Source organism: Variovorax sp. YR266, from assembly GCF_900107295.1.
Lineage (GTDB): Bacteria > Pseudomonadota > Gammaproteobacteria > Burkholderiales > Burkholderiaceae_C > Variovorax.
The window spans coordinates 439471-457066 of record NZ_FNPM01000003.1 but is presented as its reverse complement, the minus strand read 5'-3'; the positions used below and the strand labels follow the sequence as shown (position 1 = coordinate 457066).

The window sequence follows — 17596 nt, the reverse complement described above, 5'->3', positions numbered from 1 at the left end:
GCGCGGATCACACCTCGGCTTCGAGCAGGTAGCCGATGCCGCGCAGCGTGCGGATGCTCGCGCCCGTGCCCTGCAGCTTCTTGCGCAGGCGGGAGATGAAGGCCTCGAGCGCGTTGTCGCCGAGCGATTCGTCGAAGCTCGACAGCTTGTCGGACAGCGCACGCTTGCTCACGGTGCGGCCCGGCGGACTCATGAGTTCCCACAGCACCTCGAACTCGCGCGCCGGCAGGTCGAGCGGACCGCTCGCGGTCGAGAAGCGGCGTGCCTTGCGATCGAGCTTCAGCTGGCCCAGCAGCACGATGTCTTCGGTGCCCTTGGCGCGGCGCACCAGCGCACGCAGGCGGGCTTCGACCTCGGCCAGGTCGAAGGGCTTGCCGAGGTAGTCGTCGGCGCCCGCATCGAGGCCGGCAATGCGCTCTTCGGTGCGACCGCGCGCGGTGAGCACCAGCACAGGAGTGCGGTCGCCGCGCGCACGTGCCTGCCGCAGCGCGGTGAGGCCGCTTGCGAGGCCGCTGGTCGGGCTCGCGGTGGCCGGCAGGTTGAGGTCGAGCAGCACGGCATCGAAGGGCTGCACGCGCCACAGGTGATCGGCATCTTCGACGTTGGTCGACACGTCGACACGATGGCCGGCATCCGCGAGGCTGCGCACCATCACATCGCGCAGAACGGCGTCATCTTCGACAAGCAGAATTCGCATGGTTATTGAGTGGTTGGGGGTGATCTGCCTTGCGAACGACGGGTCAGCGGCCGGTCAGTCGCTCCAAGCGATAAACGCAACATGAGCATACGACAGCAAGATGAAATACGGGCCATTTTCATGGCCGACGCCACACGATGAGCGCGCGTGAACCCTCCGATCTTTTGAGCCTGGTGCCTCCGGAGGTGCAACGCACCGCCGTGGTCCTGCTGCATGGTTTATGCAGCACGCCTGACGAGTTGCTGACCGTGCAGTCTGCCCTGCGCAGCCGCGGCTACTCGGTGCACCCGCTGTCGATCGAGGGTTACTCGTTCGACGCCAATGCGCCGCTGCAGCGCGCGGCGCCGTACGAACGCTGGCTCGATGCGATCCAGGCGCAGGTGAAGGCACTGCGCGCGCAGCACGACCGCGTGATGCTGGTGGGCATTTCCGCCGGCTCCTCGCTCGCGCTTGGCGCGGCCATCCGCTGCGGCAGCGAAGTCGATGCGCTGGTGCTCATGTCGACCACGCTGCGCTTCGACGGCTGGGCCATTCCACGCACGCAGTTCCTGCTGCCGCTGGCCTTCTACACGCCGCTCGGCCGGCTCTGGCAATACCGCGAACGCCCGCCCTACGGCGTGAAGAACGAACGCGTGCGCGCCTGGATCGAGCGCGAGCTGCGCCACCGCAAGGTCTCGCGGGCCGGCAGTTCCGTCATCGGCGTGGGCCACCTGCGCGAGCACGACCGGCTCATCCGCCACGTGCGCCGCAACCTCAACAGCGTGCGATGCGACAACGTGCTCGCACTGCACGCCCAGCAGGACGAAGTGGCCAGCGTGGCCAACCTCGACATCCTCGCGCGCGGCCTGCGCTGCCGCGCCTTCCGCACCGTGGTGGTCGCCAACAGCTACCACATGATCACAATCGACAACGATCGTCAACAGGTTGTGCGCGAAACAGTGTCGTTCGTCGATGCCGTGGCGCATGGCACGATGCCCGAGCATCCGCTGTACGCCTGACACCTTCGACAACGTTCGATCACGCCCGAAAGGAAAGCATTTCCATGTCTTCTTCCAACGCTTCTTCGCCTACCTTCAACAGCATCGCCGCGATCCTGGAAACCGACTTCCGCGTCGAGCGCTCGGCCATCTCGCCGGACACCGCGCTGTCCGACCTCGGCCTCGACTCGCTCGCGCTGATGGAGTTCGTCTTCGCCGTCGAAGACGCCTTCCACCTGCGCATTCCCGAAGACCGCCTCGACCCGCGCGAAGCCGGCATCACGCTGCAGCGCCTGTGCGAAGTGATCGACACGGAAAGTGCCGGCGGCGCAGCTGCTGCCCAGCCCGCCGAAGCCACCGCATGAGCAGCGGTGCAGCCCACGCCGCGCTCGCCGCTTCGGCCGCACGCGCCGCCTCCGCGCCGGTGCGCGTGAGCGGCATCGGTTTCGTCACGCCCATCGGTCGCACCGTCGAGGCCTTCGACGAGGCGTTGTTCGCGGGTCGCTCGGCCGTGCGCGCGCAGACGCTGGAGATCAAGGGCATGGACCCGATGCTGCTCGCCGTTGCCGCCTGTGACTTCGATTCGAACGGCGTGCGCAGCACCTCGCGCCTGCCACTGGACCGCGGCACCGCCATGGCGCTGGCCGCCGCGCAGGACGCGGCTGGCGAAGCGAAGCTCGACCTCGACACCATCGACCGCGACCGCCTCGGCATCTTCTGGGGCAGCGGCCTCGCGGGCGCCGGCACCTTCGACAACACCACCAGCGCGCTCTACGGCGAACAGCGCCGCATGCGCCCGACGACAGTGCTCACCGTGATGCCCAACGCCGCCGTGGCAGAGCTCGCGCTGCACTTCGGCGCACGCGGTTCGGCCATTGCCTACGCCTGTGCCTGCGCGTCCTCGGCAGTGGCCATCGGCGAGGCGATGCGCGCCATTCGCGGTGGCTGGATCGACGTTGCCATCGTCGGTGGTCACGACGCCATGCTCACGCCAGGCGTGATGGCCAGCTGGCACGCGATGCGCGTAATGGCTCCGCCGCCGGCCGATGCGCCCTCTTCGGCCTGCCGCCCGTTCTCGGGTGACCGCGCGGGCTTTGCCATTGGCGAAGGCGCGGCCGCGCTGGTGCTCGAATCCGAAGCGCATGCAGCCGCACGCGGCGCCGAGGCCGCGCCCTTCGTGCTTGCGGGCTACGCCACCAACTGCGACGGCACACACATCACCAACCCCGACGCCCCGGGCCAGGTGCGCGCGATGCGCGCCGCACTGCGCGACGCGGGCATCGAAGCCTCTGACGTCGGCCATATCAACGCGCACGGCACGGCCACTTCCGCAGGCGATGCAGCCGAAGCCACATCTATCCGTGAGGTGTTCGGCAACCACACACCGGTCAGCGCGACCAAGGCCATCCACGGCCACGTGCTCGGCGGTGGTGGCGCGATCGAGCTCATTGCGGCGCTGCGCGCACTGGCGCGCGAGACGCTGCCGCCCATCGCCAACCTGCAGACGCCTGATGCCGCATTCGATCTCGACTTCGTGCAAGGCGAGGCGCGCGAGGCCAAGGGCATCCGCTATGTGCTGTCCAATTCCTTCGCCTTTGGCGGCACCAACGCGGTCATCGTGGCCGGCCGCGCGTCCTGACGCTGAAGATTCGCTGAACCCTTCCTGAAAAACGAACGCGGTGCACCGGCTGGTTGTTTTCGTCGTGCCCGTGTTCGCGCTGCTCATGGCGTGCGAGTTCGCATGGGGTTGGCTCAAGCGGCGCAACACCTACCGCTTCAGCGACACGCTCGGCAGCCTGAGCCAGGGGCTGCTGAGCCAGGCACTGTCGGTGTGCACGCAGCTGTTCCAGATCGGTCTCTACGCGATGGTCTATCCGCTGGTCGCGATCTGGGCGCGGCCGAGCTTCTGGGACAGCATCATTGGCTGGATCGTCGCCGTGCTGCTGTTCGACTTCTTCGACTACTGGCTGCATCGCGCAGGCCATGAATCGGCCGTGTTCTGGGCCGCGCACTCGGTGCACCACCAGAGCCAGCACTTCAATTTTTCCACCGCGCTGCGGCAAGAAAGCACCGTGGCCTTTCTGGGCTGGGCCTTCTACCTGCCGATGGCGGTGGTGGGGGTGCCGCCCGAGCAGTTCGGCCTTGCGGGGCTGATCGTGCTGGTCTACCAGTTCTGGATCCACACCGAGCACATCGGCAAGCTCGGCTGGTTCGACCGCGTGTTCTCGTCACCGTCGAACCATCGCGTGCATCACGCGGTGAACGACGGCTACGTGGACCGCAACTACGGCGGCATGCTCGTGGTATGGGACCGCATGTTCGGCACCTTCGCCGAAGAGAAAGAGCGCTGCGTCTACGGCACGCGCAAGGCGCTTGCGAGCTTCGACCCGATGCGTGCGATCCTCGGCCCGTATGCGCCGCTGCTGCGAGACGCCTGGTACACGCGGCGCTGGCAGGACAAGATTGCCGTGTGGTTCAAGCCGCCGGGCTGGCGGCCGGCCGACGTGGCGCAACGGTTTCCCGATGCACCCTTTTCGCTGGAAGAAGCGATGCACATTCACGATCCGGTGCTGACGCGCCCGCAGGTGGCTTCGGCCTCGATTCACTTCGCGTGCTGGGTCGGCGTGACGCTGGCCTTTCTGTGGCGCGCCGACGACCTCGCGTTCCAGACGGGACTGGGACTGCTTGCGCTGGCCGTTGGTGGCTTCTGGTCCATTGGCGCCGTGCTCGACTCGCAACTGCGGCTGCGATGGGCCTGGTGCGCACAGCTGGCCTTGCTGGGAATTTCGGCGGTACTGCTCGCCTGACGGCCTCGCTATGTATGCTCGGCGCTCTCATCGCACCGGGAGCATTCCATCATCATGCGCAGGCTGACCACACCCGAAGACATCGACGCCGTTTTTGCCCTCTACATGCACGAGAAGGTCGTGCGCTTCCTCGGCTACGACCCGATGCCGATCGAAGACTTTCGCGCCATCTACCAGGCACTGCTCGACACCCGGTGCTTCTACGTCTACGAACGCGAAGGACGCATCGCCGGCTTCTACCGCGCCACACGCCATCCGGGTCGCATTCAGCATGTGGCCGGCCTCGGTACGCTCGCTGTCGATCCCGCATTCCATGGTCAAGGCGTTGCGCTCGCCATGGTCAGCGAGGCCATCGATGCACTGAAGACTGCCGGCGTCAAGCGCATCGAACTCTTCGCCGAAAGCGACAACGCGCCCGCGCTGCGCTTCTACGAGAAGCTGGGCTTCGAGCGCGAAGGTACGCTGCGCAAGTACTACAAGCGGGCCGGCGAAGAGAACTACGTCGACGAATACGTGATGGCGCTGCTGTTCGACTGAAAAGGCATCGTCAGGGCTTCCAGCGCCGCAGCAGCAGCGCGTTGGCCATCACGCTCACGCTCGACAGCGCCATGGCTGCACCGGCCACCACCGGGCTCAGCAAGCCGAAAGCCGCGAGCGGAATGCCGGCCACGTTGTAGGCAAAGGCCCAGAACAGGTTCTGCCGGATCTTCGCGACCGTGCGTGCAGAGAGCTCGAAGGCCTGTGCCACCAGCGCGAGATCGCCACGCATCAGTGTGATGCCGGCCGCTTCCATCGCCACGTCGGTGCCGCCACCCGAAGGCGCCATCGCGATGCCCACGTCGGCTGCGGCCAGCGCGGGCGCATCGTTCGCGCCGTCGCCGACCATCGCCACGACGTGCCCGTTCTTCCTCAATGCTGAAACCTGCGCCGCCTTGTCGGCCGGCAGCACATCGGCGCGTACGTCTTCGGCCGCAATGCCCAACCGCGCCGCCATGGCTTGAGCCGCACGCAGGTTGTCGCCCGAGATCATCACCACGCGAAGGCCGCGTGCACGCAGCGTGCGGATGGCTTCTGCAGCTTGCGGCTTGGGCTCGTCGGCGAAGGCGAACAATGCCTGCACGTGCGCGGCACCGGCTTCATCGAAGCGCAACAGCGCGGACACCGTGGCGCCTCGAGACTGCAGACGATCGACTTCCGCAGCGTCGGGCATCGCGTCGAGTTCACGACACCAACGCAGGCTGGCGATGGCCCAGTGCACGCCGTCGACTTCACCACGCACACCACGACCCGGCCACGCCTGCATCACACCCAGCGCAGGCGCCTGCACGTTGCGCTGCGCCGCAGCGGCCAGCACCGCCTTGGCCAGCGGATGCTCGCTGCCGCTCTGCAGGCTGGCGGCCGTCGCCAGCAATTGGTCTTCACTGGCATCGGTGCCTGCCACGGGTACCAGCGCAGTGAGCACCGGCCGGCCGATCGTCAGCGTGCCGGTCTTGTCGAATGCAACGGTGTCGACGCGGTGCGCGATTTCCAGCGCACGCGCATCCTTGATCAGGATGCCGTGACGCGCCGCCACGCCGGTACCCGCCATCACCGCGACAGGCGTTGCGAGGCCCAGCGCACACGGGCAGGCAATGACGAGCACTGCCACGGCATGGATCAACGCAGTCTCGATTCCCGCGCCCGCAACCAGCCAACTGGCCAGTGTGACAAGCGCGATCACCAGCACCACCGGCACGAACACGGCCGCAACCTTGTCCACCAGCCGCTGGATCGGCGCCTTCGCTGCTTGTGCGTCTTCGACGAGCCGGATGATCCGCGCGAGCACGCTCTCGGCGCCGATCGCGCTCACTTCGATGACCATGCGGCCATCGCCGTTCACCGCGCCGCCGGTCAATGCATCGCCCGGCCCTTTGGCCACGGGCAGCGGCTCGCCGGTGAGCATCGATTCATCGACTTCGGATTGCCCTTCGATCACGCGTGCGTCGGCCGGCACGCGTTCGCCGGGCCGCACCGCGAGGCGGTCGCCCACCATCACTTCGGCCAGCGGCACATCGCTTTCCTTGCCGCGCGCGCCGACCAGGTGAGCCACTTCGGGCCGCAACTGCTGCAACGCACGGATCGCCGACGTGGCCTGGCGCTTGGCACGCGCCTCCAGCCACTTGCCGAGCAGCACCAGCGTGATCACCACCGCCGAAGCCTCGAAGTACAGGTGCGGCATCGCACCGTGGCCCGCATGCTCGCCGGTGGCCGCGCGCCACCAGAGCCAGAGCGACAAGCCAAAGGCCGCGCTGGTGCCGAGCGCCACCAGCAGATCCATATTGCCGGTGCGCGCTTTTGCCGCATGCCAGCCCGCGCGATAGAAGCGCGCACCCAGCCAGAACTGCACCGGCGTCGCGAGCAGCAGTTGCAACCATGGCGGCAGCATCCAGTCTTGCCCGAAAGGATCGCCGAGCATCGGTGCCAGCAAGGGAATCGAAAGCACCAGGCCGACAGCGACCGGGCCGAAGCCGTGCCATGGCGACAGCGCGGCTTCTTCGGCCGCTGTGCTCGCCGCGCGCGGCTCGTAGCCTGCGGCCCGTACGGCTCGGCGCAGCAGGACGTCCATGTCTTCGTTGCCGCCTGTCACCACGCGGGCCGATTCGGTCGCGAGATTCACGCTCACGTCCTGCACGCCCGGCACGTTTTTCAGAGCACGCTCGACACGCATCACGCACGAGGCGCAAGTCATGCCGCCGACCGAGAGGTCGAGCGTGGTGGTGCCGGGGATTTGCTGCTGCAGAACTTTTTCCATGCGCCAAGGCTAAAGCCTCACACCATGGCAAGGTCAAGCGAAAAAAATTCAGTGCCCCTGCGCTGGACATTGACATCGTGAGAGGGTTCAAACTTGCGTCCTCAATCAATCACTTCCAAGGAGCTACCACGATGAGCCAGAAATTCCAGGTCACGGGCATGAGTTGCGGCCACTGCGTGAGCGCAGTACAGAACGCGGTGCAAACGGTGGACCCCGAAGCGCAGGTCACGGTCGATCTGGAAACGGGCCATGTCGACGTATTGAGCGAACAGCCGCGCAAGGACATCGTGGCCGCGATCGAGAACGCGGGCTACGCGGTTCAATGACGACGGGCCACGTCGCCATCGGCGAAGCGGCGCAGCGCTCCGGCGTGTCGGCCCGCATGGTCCGCCACTACGAAGGGCTGGGCCTGCTGCCGGCGGTGGCGCGCACCGAAAGCGGCTACCGCCAATATGGGGAGGCCGACATCCACACGCTGCGCTTCATCAAGCGCTCGCGCGACCTGGGTTTCTCGATGGAAGAAATCGCGGAGCTGGTCGGGCTGTGGAACAACCGTCGGCGCGCAAGCTCGAGCGTGAAGCGCATCGCCGAAAAGCATCTTGGTGAACTGGAGCAGCGCATTGCCGACATGCAATCCATGCGCAACACGCTGGCCCACCTGGTTCATTGCTGCCACGGCGACGCAAGGCCGGACTGCCCCATCCTCGACGACCTGAGCAAGGTCTAGATCAGGCGCCCCGCACCAGCGACAGCACCTTGCCTGCATCCAGCGTGCGGGCCTTTTCCTGGATGGCCGGCAGGTACTGCGTCTGCAGGCTCTGCCCTTCCTTCACCACGCCCGAGAACGCGTCCTTCAGCATCTGCGTCGACAGCGTGCGGCCGCCGGCGTAATAGCGCTTGGCCACATGGCCCAGTGCGTAGGTCGAAGCAAAGCTCATCCCCGAACTCACGGCCTGGTTGCCCAGCCCGCGAAGCAATCCACCGCCAACCTTGCCAAGGAGGCCGCCGAGCAGCTTTCGCCCGGCCTGCTCCAGGTACTGCGAAGTCAGGCCCACGCCGACCGTGGCCAGGAAATCCTTGATGTGGCCGCTGTCGAGCTGATAGCCATACGACTGGCCGATGCGGTAGACCAGCTTCATCTGCAGCGGAATGATCGCCATGGTCGAGAGCGTCTCGGGCAGCAGCTCCAGCGCGCCGTTGAGGATGGCGGCGTTGAGGATCGACTTGTCGAGCTCGGCGGTGTCGGGCGTATTCGGCGTCGATGGCGCCGCGACCGCGATGCCGGCAGCAGCAGCAACAGGCACCGCCGCAATGTCTTCGGCCTGCTGCGAAAACGCGGCCGCCGAAGCATCCAGCCCCAGCGACGTGCGCACATCGGCCAGGAACATGCGCTCCGCCTCCGACTGCGTGCCGTCCGCATCGCACACGCACACCGCCATCTCGTAGGCGAGTTGCCTGGCTTCGCTGCTTTTCAGCTCTCCGGCCACCGAGGCCAGCGACACGCGCTTCATCAGCACGTCCTGGTACAGCGTCGGCAGGTTCAGGCCATCGGCCTGCGACAGGCCCTCGGCAATCCGCTTGATCTCGGCCCGTTCACGCTCGTGCTTCTCACCATCGACAAAGGCAGCCAGCAGGCTCAGGGTAACTATCGACTTTGTTTCTGAAGGTGTCATGTTCAACATTTCGCAATATGAAGGATCAGGTTCGGTCGTCGAAGGGGCCGGAAGGTTCCGGCGAGCTTCTCCCCACAAACCTTGAGTAACTCTGTGGATAACGTTGGTACTTCTGTGTAGCGGAGTTGCAAGTCTTTGATTTAAAAGGGAAATCTACAGATCGCCCAAATTTTCAGCAATGAATTTCTCCGGGGAAAAACCGCCTTTCGCAGATTTTCCGGAAGGAGTCAAAGCACAACTCTGGGGACAGTTTTTGAACAAGCCATGGCTTATCCACAGGCCGGATCGGTTACCCAATGTTGTTCATGTGGCGGGTACAAACCGGAAGCGCAGCTGCGCACAGTGACAGAGCCATGACAAGTGCTTGTCACATAACGAAAAAAGCGGCATGTCCACAGAAGAGGGCAACCCTTATCTACTACTACTAATTTGAATAAGAAGAATAAGAAGACAGGGAAAGGGAAAGCTGCGCGCGAAAAAAAAGCCGCGAACGGCCGCGCCAGTCGATGGCGCCTTTGAACAAAACCAGTCCTCCCGGTCCACTCCCCTCGGTAACATTCGTGGATGAGCTTCAAACCCCGGATCCTGATTGCCGAAGACGAATCAGGCATCGCCGACACGCTGCAGTACGTCCTCAAGAGCGACGGGTTTATTCCGGTCTGGTGCGCCACGGCCGAAGAAGCCATCGCCCAGTTCGCGCAGGAACCCCCGGCGCTGGCCATCCTGGACGTCGGATTGCCCGATCTCAATGGTTTCGAGCTCTTCAAGCGCCTCCAGGCGCTAAACCAGTCCATGGGCGGCCCGGAGGTGCCCATGGTGTTCCTGACGGCCCGCAGCGACGAAATAGACCGCGTGGTGGGCCTCGAACTGGGCGCGGACGACTACATCGCCAAGCCGTTTTCGCCGCGCGAACTCGTCGCCCGCGTGCGGACCATCCTGCGGCGCAGCGCCAGAAACGGCGCAGGAGCCTCCACAACAGGCGCGGCTCCAAACCATGGGATACCCCATCAAATCCAGGGCCAGACGCCTCCAGCGAGCTCACAGGCACCCGCACTGCCCTTTTCGCTTGACAACGAGCGCATGCAGATTCGTTATTACGGACGCCTGCTGGAACTCTCCCGTTACGAATACGGGTTGCTCAGACTGCTGGTGCAACGGCCCGGCCGCGTCTTCACGCGCGACGAACTGCTCGAACTTGTCTGGGACGATTCCAGCGACAGCTTCGACCGGACGGTAGACGCGCACATCAAGACCCTGCGCGCCAAGCTCAAGGCAATCGCGCCGGAAGTGGAGCCGATCCGCACGCTGCGTGGCACCGGCTACGCACTGAACGAAGAACTGCCCGCCAAGGCGTCGTGACCCGGCGCACGCGGATCTTCATCGGCATCCTGCTGATCTACACGGCGGGCATCGCCTTCCTGCTGTACCGCGTCGTTTCCGACATCGACCCGCGCTACCGCGAGTCGGCCGAGGAATCGCTGGTCGAAACCTCGCAGCTCGTGGCGAGCTTGGTCGAGCAGGACGTGATCGCCGGTGCCATCAACACGGCGCGGCTCGAGCCTCTGTTCCGAACGGTCTACGCGCGCGAGTTCTCCGCCCAGATCTACAACCTGCACAAAAGCCGTGTCGAACTGCGCGTGTACGTCACCGACCGCAACGGCCGTGTGATGTTCGATTCGCTCGGCAGGCATCTCGGTGCCGACTATTCGCAATGGGCCGACGTGAGCCGCACGCTCGCCGGTCTTTACGGCGCGCGCACCTCGCGCGATGTCGACGGCGACCCGCGTACTTCGGTCATGTACGTGGGCGCACCGATCCGCTGGAACAACGAGATCGTCGGCATGGTCAGCGTGGGCAAGCCGGTGCAGAGCTTCGGCCAGTTCGTGGAAGACGCCCGCGTGCGCACCATCTGGGTGGGCGTCGGCTCGGCACTCGCGCTGCTGCTGCTCACGCTCATCGTCTCGATCTGGCTGGTGCGGCCCTTCGGCCTGATCCGCGACTACTGGGCCTGGGTGCGCGCGCAGCGCAGCCTGAGCCTCGTGCGCATGGCACGCCGCGCGGTCGACGGCGTACGCACCGGTTTCAGCGAAATGCGCGATGCTCTCACCGGCCGCAACTACGTGGCCGACTATGTGCAGACCTTCACGCACGAAGTGAAAAGCCCGCTCTCGGCCATCCGCGGCGCGGCCGAGCTGCTGCAGGAGCCGTCGATGCCGCATGCCGAGCGAGAACGTTTCCTGAAGAACATCGAACGCGAGACGCAGCGCATCCAGGAAATCGTCGACCGCATGATGGAGCTCACCGCGCTCGAGACGCGGCGCACGCTGGACCGCACAGAACCGGTGGCGCTGGCTTCGCTGATCGAGGACATCGCCGCCAGCGCACAACCCGCGGCAGCCAAGCGCAACATCAAACTGCTCGTGAACATCCGCGACGATGCCCGCACCGAAGGCGACCCGTTCCTCCTGCGCCGCGCCATCAGCAACCTGCTCGACAACGCCATCGATTTCTCACCGCGCGACAGCGAAGTTCTGCTCACGCTGGAAACGACGTCGAAGCTGGCCCGCGTGAGCGTGCGCGACCACGGCCCGGGCATTCCGGAATACGCGCAGGAAAAAGTCTTCGAGAAGTTCTATTCGCTCGCCAGGCCGCACAGCCAGAAGAAGAGCACGGGGCTGGGGCTGGCGTTCGTGAAGGAGATCGCGGCATTGCACCGCGGCCGGATCGATCTGGGCAACGCGTCGCGCGGTGGCGCGGTGGCGACGCTCACGCTGCCGTTGTTGTCACATCACTGAGGGCGGCCGATCAGCGCGCAATAGGCGCTGCGAGTTTCCGGACTCACAGCCCCGAGCGCCTGCAGGTACTGCGTCTGGTGCTGCCCGATCATGCGAGCCGACGCCACCGTCTTCGAGCGGCAATACCAGTGGCAGGTGTGCTGCATCAGGAACAGCTCGGCCGACATGGTGAAGGCTTTCGATTTAGGCGTACGCCCGGCTTCGTTGCGCATCACGCCGGCAACGCCGCGTGCGTGGATGAGCAGGGCCTGGCGCACATCGAAGGTCGAACCCGGAAAGAATTGTGTGAACAGCGGAATGGCCACCGGCAGCTTGCTCACGCGCGTGGCGGGTTCGGGCATGCGCGAGAACTCGGCGGCGAAGCTGTCGAACTGGGCGGAGAGCTTTTCCTCGGTGGCGTCGAGCAGGTGCCAGATCTGCTGGCGGCGCTCGGCGTCGTCTTCGCCGAGGCAGCGCATGTAGCCGGAGGTGAGGCTCTCCATCAGCCTTTCGATCTGGTAGCGGCCGAGGTGGCTGGCCAGCAGCGCGATGCGCATGCGCTGTTCCCTGGACTTGAGGATGTAGAAGCCGGCGGCAAAGAGTGCCACCAGAGTAAGAATTTCCATGGATGCGTGGAGAAGAAAAAGAGAAGGCGGGAAGCAGCACCGAGTGTAGGCACCGCGACCCGCCTTCTCTTTTCAGCTTTGCGACTTACCGGAAGAAATCGAGGATCCTGTTGCGTTCTTCCGGTACTGGCGGCGCTCCGATGGGCGCACCCGTGAGTTCTTCGGCCGGCGGTGGCGGCGCTTCGCTTTCCAGGCCCAGGCTCGCTACGTTGTGGCCCGGCGTGAAGTCGTCGAAGTACCACTCGCCGTCGACGTTCACCACGCCAGGCGGTTCCGCGGGCTGCGTCACCGGCACGCCCTGCAGCGCGGTCTGCATGTAGCCGATCCAGATCGGCAGGCTCAGGCTGCCGCCGGTTTCACCGCGCACGCCGAGTTGGCGCGGCGTGTCGTAGCCGATCCACGCGATGCCGACCATGGTCGGCTGGAAGCCCGCGAACCAGGTGTCGAATGAGTCGTTGGTGGTGCCGGTCTTGCCGTAGAGGTCGTCGCGCTTCAGGGCCTGGTGCGCCTTGAAGCCGGTGCCGTTCTTCACCACGCTCTGCAGCAGCGAATCCATGATGAAGGCGTTGCGCTGCGGAATCGCGCGGCGCGCTTCGTCGAGCACAGGCGGCTCGGTTTCCATGATGACCTTGTCCCTCATGTCGGTGACACGCGTGACCAGGTACGGATTGACGCGGTAGCCGCCGTTGGCGAACACCGAATAGCCCACCGCCATCTGCATCGGCGTGACCGAGCCGGCGCCCAGGCCCATCGGCAGGTTGGCAGGATGCTTGTCCTTGTCGAAGCCGAACTTGGTGATCCAGTCTTGCGCATAGGGAGCGCCGATCGACTCCAGCACGCGCAGCGTGACGAGGTTCTTCGACTTCATCAGCGCGGTGCGCAGCGGCATCGGGCCTTCGTAGGTGCCTTCGAAGTTCTTCGGCTCCCACGGCTGGCCGCCGTTGGCGCTGGCGTCGAAGTACAGCGGCGCGTCGTTCACCACGGTTGCGGGCGTGAAGCCTTTTTCAAGTGCGGCCGAGTAGATGAAGGGCTTGAAGCTCGAACCCGGCTGGCGCCAGGCCTGCGTCACGTGATTGAACTTGTTCTTGCCGAAATCGAAACCGCCGACCAGCGCCTTGATGGCACCGCTGCGCGGATCCATGCCGATGAAGGCGCCTTCGACCTCGGGCAGCTGCGTGATCTCCCAGGTGTTCTTCGGCGTCTTCGCCACGCGGATGACTGCGCCGCGGCGGATCTTGATGTTCGGCGGCGCCTTCGCCGCGAGGCCCGACTGCGCGGGCTTCAGGCCATCGCCCGTGATCTGGATGGTTTCGCCGTTCGCGCGCACGGCGCTGATTTCCTTCGCGTTCGCGTCGAGCACCACGGCCGCGACCACATCGCCGTTGTCGGGATGTTCGGCCAGTGCATCGTCCACGGCTTCGTCGATTTCCTTCTGCTCGGTCGGCAGGTCGACGAACCTCTCGGGGCCGCGGTAGGGCTGGCGGCGCTCGTAGTCCATGATGCCCTTGCGCAGCGACCTGTAGGCAGCTGCCTGGTCGGCCGCCACGAGCGAGGTATAGACCTTCATGCCGCTGGTGTAGATGCTGTCGCCGTACTGCGCGTACATCATCTGGCGCACCGTCTCGGCCACGTACTCGGCATGCAGGCGGTTCGGATCGGCGGCGTCGCGCAGGTGCAGTTCTTCCTTCTTGGCTTCTGCAGCCTGGTCGGCGGTGATGAAGCCGGTTTCCTGCATCCGGTCGATCACGTAGAGCTGGCGCGCCCGCGCGCGGCGCGGGTTGGCCACGGGGTTGTTGGCACCGGGCGCCTTCGGCAGGCCGGCCAGCATTGCAGCTTCGGCGATGGTGACGTTCTGCAGCGGCTTGCCGAAATAGGTTTCGGCGGCGGCCGCAAAGCCGTAGGCGCGATTGCCGAGGTAGATCTGGTTCAGGTAGATCTCGAGGATCTGGTCCTTGGTGAGCTGCCGTTCGAGCCGCAGCGCCAGCAGGATCTCGTAGGTCTTGCGACTCATCGTCCGCTCCGAGCTCAGGTATACGTTGCGCGCAACCTGCATCGTGATGGTCGACGCGCCCTGCTTGCGGCCACCCTTCAGGCTGGCCACCGCTGCGCGCACGAAGCCCTTGTAGTCCACACCGCCGTGGTCGTAGAAGCGCGCGTCTTCCACAGCCAGTACCGCGTCTTTCATGACCTTCGGAATGTTGGCGAAGGGCGTGAGGTTGCGGCGCTCTTCACCGAACTCGCCGATCAGCTGGCCTTCGGTCGAGTACACGCGCAGCGGCAGCTTGGGCCGGTAGTCGGAGAGCTCCGACACATCGGGCAGCTTCGGATAGATGGCGACCACCGCGACGATGGCTGCGACCAGCACCACGAGCGCGCCGGAGCCGAGCGCGATGGCGCCCCAGCCGGCAATGCGCTTCCATGGCGCGCGGGGTTCGTTGGACGCCGCATTGCCGTCGTCGGAAGGTTTGGAGCTTGAGCGTTTGAACATAAGAGTTGGCTGCTTACTGGCTAGCGAAAGGATTGGAGCCGCCGCGCGCTGCTGCGTTCCTGCATCGGGAGGTCGAGCGTGCCTTGCCGCGCAGCCTGCAGCGCGCAATGCATGGCATCGAAATACTTGTCGTGGTCGAAGGCGATCAGCAACAGGTCCACGCCGGCGCCAAGAGCGCGAACGGTGGCATCGCAAAGACCGCGGTTGTAGGCTGCGCTCATCGTGAGATCGTCGGTGACGAGCAGGCCCTGGTAGCCCCATTCGCCTCGAATCACCCGCTGCACGATTTTGCGCGAGAAAGAGACCGGATATTCGGCGTCGAACTCTACAAGGATGACATGGCCGAGCATGATCGCGGCATCCGAATGTTTCGACACGTCTTGAAACGGCTTCCAGTCGTGCGCCGCGAGTTGGGCGACAGGCGTGCGCAGTTCGGCGGCGAAATGGTGGGTGTCCTCGGCCACGCCGCCCAGGCCGGGAAAGTGCTTGAGCGTGCCGCGAACGCCTGCGGATTCAAGGCCCAGCTCGTAAGCGAGCGCCACCTGCGCAGTGATGGCGGGGTCGGCCGAGATCGCGCGTTCGTCGATGCGGGTGTGGAAGTCCCAGCGGCCCGGTGCGCGGCCGGGGCGCAGGTCGACCACCGGGCTGAAATTGAGCGTGATGCCAAGAGCCGCGAGCGCCTTGCCCTGTTGCGCGCCGTAGGCATGGGCGCGTTGTGTGAGCTCGTTGTCGGGCACATCGGCGTCGAGTAGCGAGGCGAGTGCAGGCTGGCGTTCGACCAGTGGCGAGAGACGCGAAACCGCGCCGCCTTCCTGGTCGGTTGCGACGATCAGCGGTGGCAGGTCGGCTTCGCGGCGCAATGCCTGCAGGCCCTCGATTTCAGTGCGCAGTTCAGCGGCCGTGCGGCCCTTTACATTGCGGCCGGTTACGAAGATTCCGCCGATCAGCCCCTTCCTGGCCAGCTCTCGCAGGTTTTTCGCATCGTCGTACCCGACGATGAAATGCGCGCCCAGCGCCTGTGCGAGCGGGCCCTCCGATTCATTCACTTCGGCCCGGTGCTGGTGCGAGGCTGCCTCGTTGCACAGGGCAGTCAGCAAGGCCGCGAATGCCAGGCCCAGAGCGACCGGGCGCAAGTTGCCCCGTGCAAACCGCCAGGCGATTGCGATGCCGGCCACCAGCATCGCCAACAGCAGAGGCAGCTCCCACGCGCGCATGAAGCGCAGGTGCGGGTCCTTCAGGTGCCAGGCCCAGAACCACAGTGTGGCCAGGGCCAGCCAGCCCGATGCACTCGCGATGACCCGCAGCAGTCTCATGCCGCCTGCGCTTCCGGTGCCGGTTCCACGCGCCGCGAGAGCGCATACCAGTCGACCTTGCGCGTGACGAGCATCAGCGTGGCCAGCATGCCGAAGATCAGCAGCGCACCGAGCAGCAGTGCGTTGCTTTCGGAAGCCAGCAGGCCGTAGAGCGCGCCATAGAGCAGCGCCACGAAGGCGCCGAAGGACAGGCCGCGCCGCCAGCCTCCCAGCACCGCGCTGAAGTACACGGCCAGTAGCGCGACGCTCGCCGTGGCGGCACCCGCATACGCCATCCAGAACGCGAACTTCTCCGACAGCGCGAGCAGCAGCAGGAAGAACAGCGCGATCGACAGGCCGACCAGGCCGTACTGGATCGGATGCAGGCGCAGCTTGCGGAACAGCTCGAACATGAAGGCGGCCATCAGCACGAGCCCGATGAACAGCGCACCGTACTTGCCGGCGCGCGTGCTCATCGAATACACGTTGATGGGTTGCGCGAGAGACACGTCGAAGGTCTGCAGCGGACCTATGTTCTGGCGTGCCTGGGTGGTGGCGGCTTCAGCGGCGTTGCCGCGACCCGAGAGACCCGCGCGTACCTGTTCGCGAGCCGAAGTCACGAGCGACGACACACGCCAGTGCGCGTCGAAGCCCTGCGGCGTCACGCTGCGCTCGGCCGCGAGAAAGCGACCGCCGAAGCTGGGGTGTGCCCAGGGCGAGGTCAGATGCGCGGTCGTTTCCTCGGCGATGGGCGCGATGGAGAGCGTGTCCTGCCCGACCAGGCCGAGCTTCATTTCAAACGCGATCGGTGTGCTGGCCTGCCATGCACTGAGCGCTGCACCGGTGAGTGGCGCGTGGATGCCGTCTGCAAACCATGCACCGTCGGCCAGGCCCGGCACGCGTTGCTTGAAGCGCAGTGTCTCGCTGCCCACCGTCATCGCGGGCGAGCCGTCGAGGCCACGAAGGTCGCTCACGTTGAAAGCAATGAAGGGAGCCTTGAATTCGATGCTCGAGTCGGACTCGCTGTGCGGCACGGCCTTCGGGTCGAAGGCCGTGAAGCCGCCAGTGAGCGCAGCGTTGAGCGTGTAGAACGGAATCTTGAAGATGCCGCGATAGCGCTCCTGCGGCGCCATCGTGCCTTCGATGTGCAGCTTGTCAGGGAACACCACGTGGGCCATTTCCTTGCTGCGCGGCTCCTGGCCGATCACCTTGCCCTGTGCGTCGCGCAGCGGCTCCATCCAGCGCTCCACATACGGCACCAGCAGCAGCGGGCCGACCATCGTCTGGCGGCCCGCATAGGTGGCGGCGAGCTCGTCGGCTGCTTCGCGCTGGCTCTCGCCGCGGGCGCGGTTGATCGAGTCGATCTCCCCCAGCGGAATGCACAGGAGCAACAGCAGGAAGAACAGGCCGGCGACCTTGGCCAGCACCGAGCTCTGAAGGGCCTTCAACAACTGAAGCATTTTTTCTCTCC

The 17596-nt window shown here is 65.5% G+C and carries 16 protein-coding genes; 9 read left to right on the top strand and 7 right to left on the bottom strand.

Going from position 1 to position 17596, the window contains the following annotated elements; genetic code table 11:
* Positions 1–7: 7 nt before the first annotated feature.
* Complete coding sequence (locus tag BLW48_RS11250) at positions 8–697, bottom strand: response regulator transcription factor (RefSeq protein ID WP_093057118.1); 690 nt, start codon at positions 695–697, stop codon at positions 8–10.
* A gap of 137 nt (positions 698–834) precedes the next feature.
* Here BLW48_RS11250 and BLW48_RS11245 point away from each other — a divergent pair, with 137 nt between their 5' ends.
* The 5 genes from BLW48_RS11245 to BLW48_RS11225 are packed head-to-tail and all read left to right on the top strand — an operon-like array spanning position 835 to position 5018.
* A complete protein-coding gene (locus BLW48_RS11245) occupies positions 835–1695 on the top strand; it encodes an alpha/beta hydrolase (protein WP_093057119.1) in 861 nt (286 codons plus the stop codon).
* 44 nt (positions 1696–1739) lie between these two features.
* Entirely contained in the window at positions 1740–2039 is a 300-nt protein-coding gene (locus BLW48_RS11240) for an acyl carrier protein (RefSeq protein WP_093174682.1), read from the top strand.
* Positions 2036–3313 carry a beta-ketoacyl-[acyl-carrier-protein] synthase family protein gene (locus tag BLW48_RS11235; protein WP_093174680.1) on the top strand — a complete coding sequence of 426 codons (1278 nt, stop codon included), beginning with the start codon at positions 2036–2038 and terminating at the stop codon, positions 3311–3313. The genes BLW48_RS11240 and BLW48_RS11235 overlap by 4 nt, the downstream gene beginning before the upstream one ends.
* Positions 3314–3353: 40 nt before the next feature.
* Positions 3354–4481 (top strand): sterol desaturase family protein, encoded by a 1128-nt coding sequence (locus tag BLW48_RS11230; protein ID WP_093174678.1) that lies wholly within the window; start codon positions 3354–3356, stop codon positions 4479–4481.
* A 54-nt stretch (positions 4482–4535) separates the two neighbouring features.
* The gene (locus BLW48_RS11225) at positions 4536–5018 is read left to right on the top strand and encodes a GNAT family N-acetyltransferase (protein WP_093174676.1); all 483 of its coding nucleotides are present in this window, start codon (positions 4536–4538) and stop codon (positions 5016–5018) included.
* A gap of 10 nt (positions 5019–5028) precedes the next feature.
* Here BLW48_RS11225 and BLW48_RS11220 read toward each other — a convergent pair whose 3' ends face one another.
* Positions 5029–7272 carry a heavy metal translocating P-type ATPase gene (locus tag BLW48_RS11220; RefSeq protein WP_093174674.1) on the bottom strand — a complete coding sequence of 748 codons (2244 nt, stop codon included), beginning with the start codon at positions 7270–7272 and terminating at the stop codon, positions 5029–5031.
* Positions 7273–7403: 131 nt separating this feature from the next.
* Here BLW48_RS11220 and BLW48_RS11215 point away from each other — a divergent pair, with 131 nt between their 5' ends.
* Both BLW48_RS11215 and cueR read left to right on the top strand, forming a co-directional pair.
* A complete protein-coding gene (locus tag BLW48_RS11215) occupies positions 7404–7598 on the top strand; it encodes a heavy-metal-associated domain-containing protein (protein WP_007833622.1) in 195 nt (64 codons plus the stop codon).
* Entirely contained in the window at positions 7595–7999 is a 405-nt protein-coding gene (gene cueR / locus BLW48_RS11210) for a Cu(I)-responsive transcriptional regulator (RefSeq protein WP_093057125.1), read from the top strand. The genes BLW48_RS11215 and cueR overlap by 4 nt, the downstream gene beginning before the upstream one ends.
* 1 nt (position 8000) lies before the next feature.
* Here cueR and BLW48_RS11205 read toward each other — a convergent pair whose 3' ends face one another.
* Positions 8001–8945: a YcjF family protein gene (locus BLW48_RS11205; RefSeq protein WP_093076662.1), complete on the bottom strand. Its 945-nt coding sequence runs from the start codon at positions 8943–8945 to the stop codon at positions 8001–8003.
* A 564-nt stretch (positions 8946–9509) separates the two neighbouring features.
* On the opposite strand from BLW48_RS11205, the gene creB reads away from it, so the two are divergent.
* Positions 9510–10304: a two-component system response regulator CreB gene (creB, locus tag BLW48_RS11200; RefSeq protein WP_093174672.1), complete on the top strand. Its 795-nt coding sequence runs from the start codon at positions 9510–9512 to the stop codon at positions 10302–10304.
* Complete coding sequence (gene creC / locus BLW48_RS11195; RefSeq protein ID WP_093057127.1) at positions 10301–11740, top strand: two-component system sensor histidine kinase CreC; 1440 nt, start codon at positions 10301–10303, stop codon at positions 11738–11740. Before creB ends, creC begins: the two co-directional genes overlap by 4 nt.
* Here the strand turns inward: creC and BLW48_RS11190 are convergent.
* From BLW48_RS11190 to creD, 4 genes are all read right to left on the bottom strand, one after another.
* Positions 11734–12345 carry a hypothetical protein gene (locus BLW48_RS11190; protein WP_093057128.1) on the bottom strand — a complete coding sequence of 204 codons (612 nt, stop codon included), beginning with the start codon at positions 12343–12345 and terminating at the stop codon, positions 11734–11736. The genes creC and BLW48_RS11190 overlap by 7 nt on opposite strands.
* A gap of 85 nt (positions 12346–12430) precedes the next feature.
* Positions 12431–14833, bottom strand: a complete 2403-nt coding sequence (locus BLW48_RS11185; RefSeq protein WP_093174670.1) for a penicillin-binding protein 1A — start codon at positions 14831–14833, stop codon at positions 12431–12433.
* A 20-nt stretch (positions 14834–14853) separates the two neighbouring features.
* Positions 14854–16146: a glycoside hydrolase family 3 N-terminal domain-containing protein gene (locus BLW48_RS11180; RefSeq protein ID WP_093174668.1), complete on the bottom strand. Its 1293-nt coding sequence runs from the start codon at positions 16144–16146 to the stop codon at positions 14854–14856.
* Positions 16143–17585 (bottom strand): cell envelope integrity protein CreD, encoded by a 1443-nt coding sequence (gene creD / locus BLW48_RS11175; protein ID WP_093174666.1) that lies wholly within the window; start codon positions 17583–17585, stop codon positions 16143–16145. Before creD ends, BLW48_RS11180 begins: the two co-directional genes overlap by 4 nt.
* Positions 17586–17596: the final 11 nt, after the last annotated feature.

Coding starts and splice junctions, on each gene's coding strand:
- BLW48_RS11220 (WP_093174674.1), bottom strand. CDS start 7,272: ATGGAAAAAGTTCTGCAGCAGCAAATCCCCGGCACCACCACGCTCGAC.
- BLW48_RS11205 (WP_093076662.1), bottom strand. CDS start 8,945: ATGACACCTTCAGAAACAAAGTCGATAGTTACCCTGAGCCTGCTGGCT.
- BLW48_RS11185 (WP_093174670.1), bottom strand. CDS start 14,833: ATGTTCAAACGCTCAAGCTCCAAACCTTCCGACGACGGCAATGCGGCG.
- BLW48_RS11250 (WP_093057118.1), bottom strand. CDS start 697: ATGCGAATTCTGCTTGTCGAAGATGACGCCGTTCTGCGCGATGTGATG.
- BLW48_RS11235 (WP_093174680.1), top strand. CDS start 2,036: ATGAGCAGCGGTGCAGCCCACGCCGCGCTCGCCGCTTCGGCCGCACGC.
- creD (WP_093174666.1), bottom strand. CDS start 17,585: ATGCTTCAGTTGTTGAAGGCCCTTCAGAGCTCGGTGCTGGCCAAGGTC.
- BLW48_RS11180 (WP_093174668.1), bottom strand. CDS start 16,146: ATGAGACTGCTGCGGGTCATCGCGAGTGCATCGGGCTGGCTGGCCCTG.
- creB (WP_093174672.1), top strand. CDS start 9,510: ATGAGCTTCAAACCCCGGATCCTGATTGCCGAAGACGAATCAGGCATC.
- BLW48_RS11225 (WP_093174676.1), top strand. CDS start 4,536: ATGCGCAGGCTGACCACACCCGAAGACATCGACGCCGTTTTTGCCCTC.
- BLW48_RS11245 (WP_093057119.1), top strand. CDS start 835: ATGAGCGCGCGTGAACCCTCCGATCTTTTGAGCCTGGTGCCTCCGGAG.
- BLW48_RS11240 (WP_093174682.1), top strand. CDS start 1,740: ATGTCTTCTTCCAACGCTTCTTCGCCTACCTTCAACAGCATCGCCGCG.
- BLW48_RS11190 (WP_093057128.1), bottom strand. CDS start 12,345: ATGGAAATTCTTACTCTGGTGGCACTCTTTGCCGCCGGCTTCTACATC.
- BLW48_RS11215 (WP_007833622.1), top strand. CDS start 7,404: ATGAGCCAGAAATTCCAGGTCACGGGCATGAGTTGCGGCCACTGCGTG.
- cueR (WP_093057125.1), top strand. CDS start 7,595: ATGACGACGGGCCACGTCGCCATCGGCGAAGCGGCGCAGCGCTCCGGC.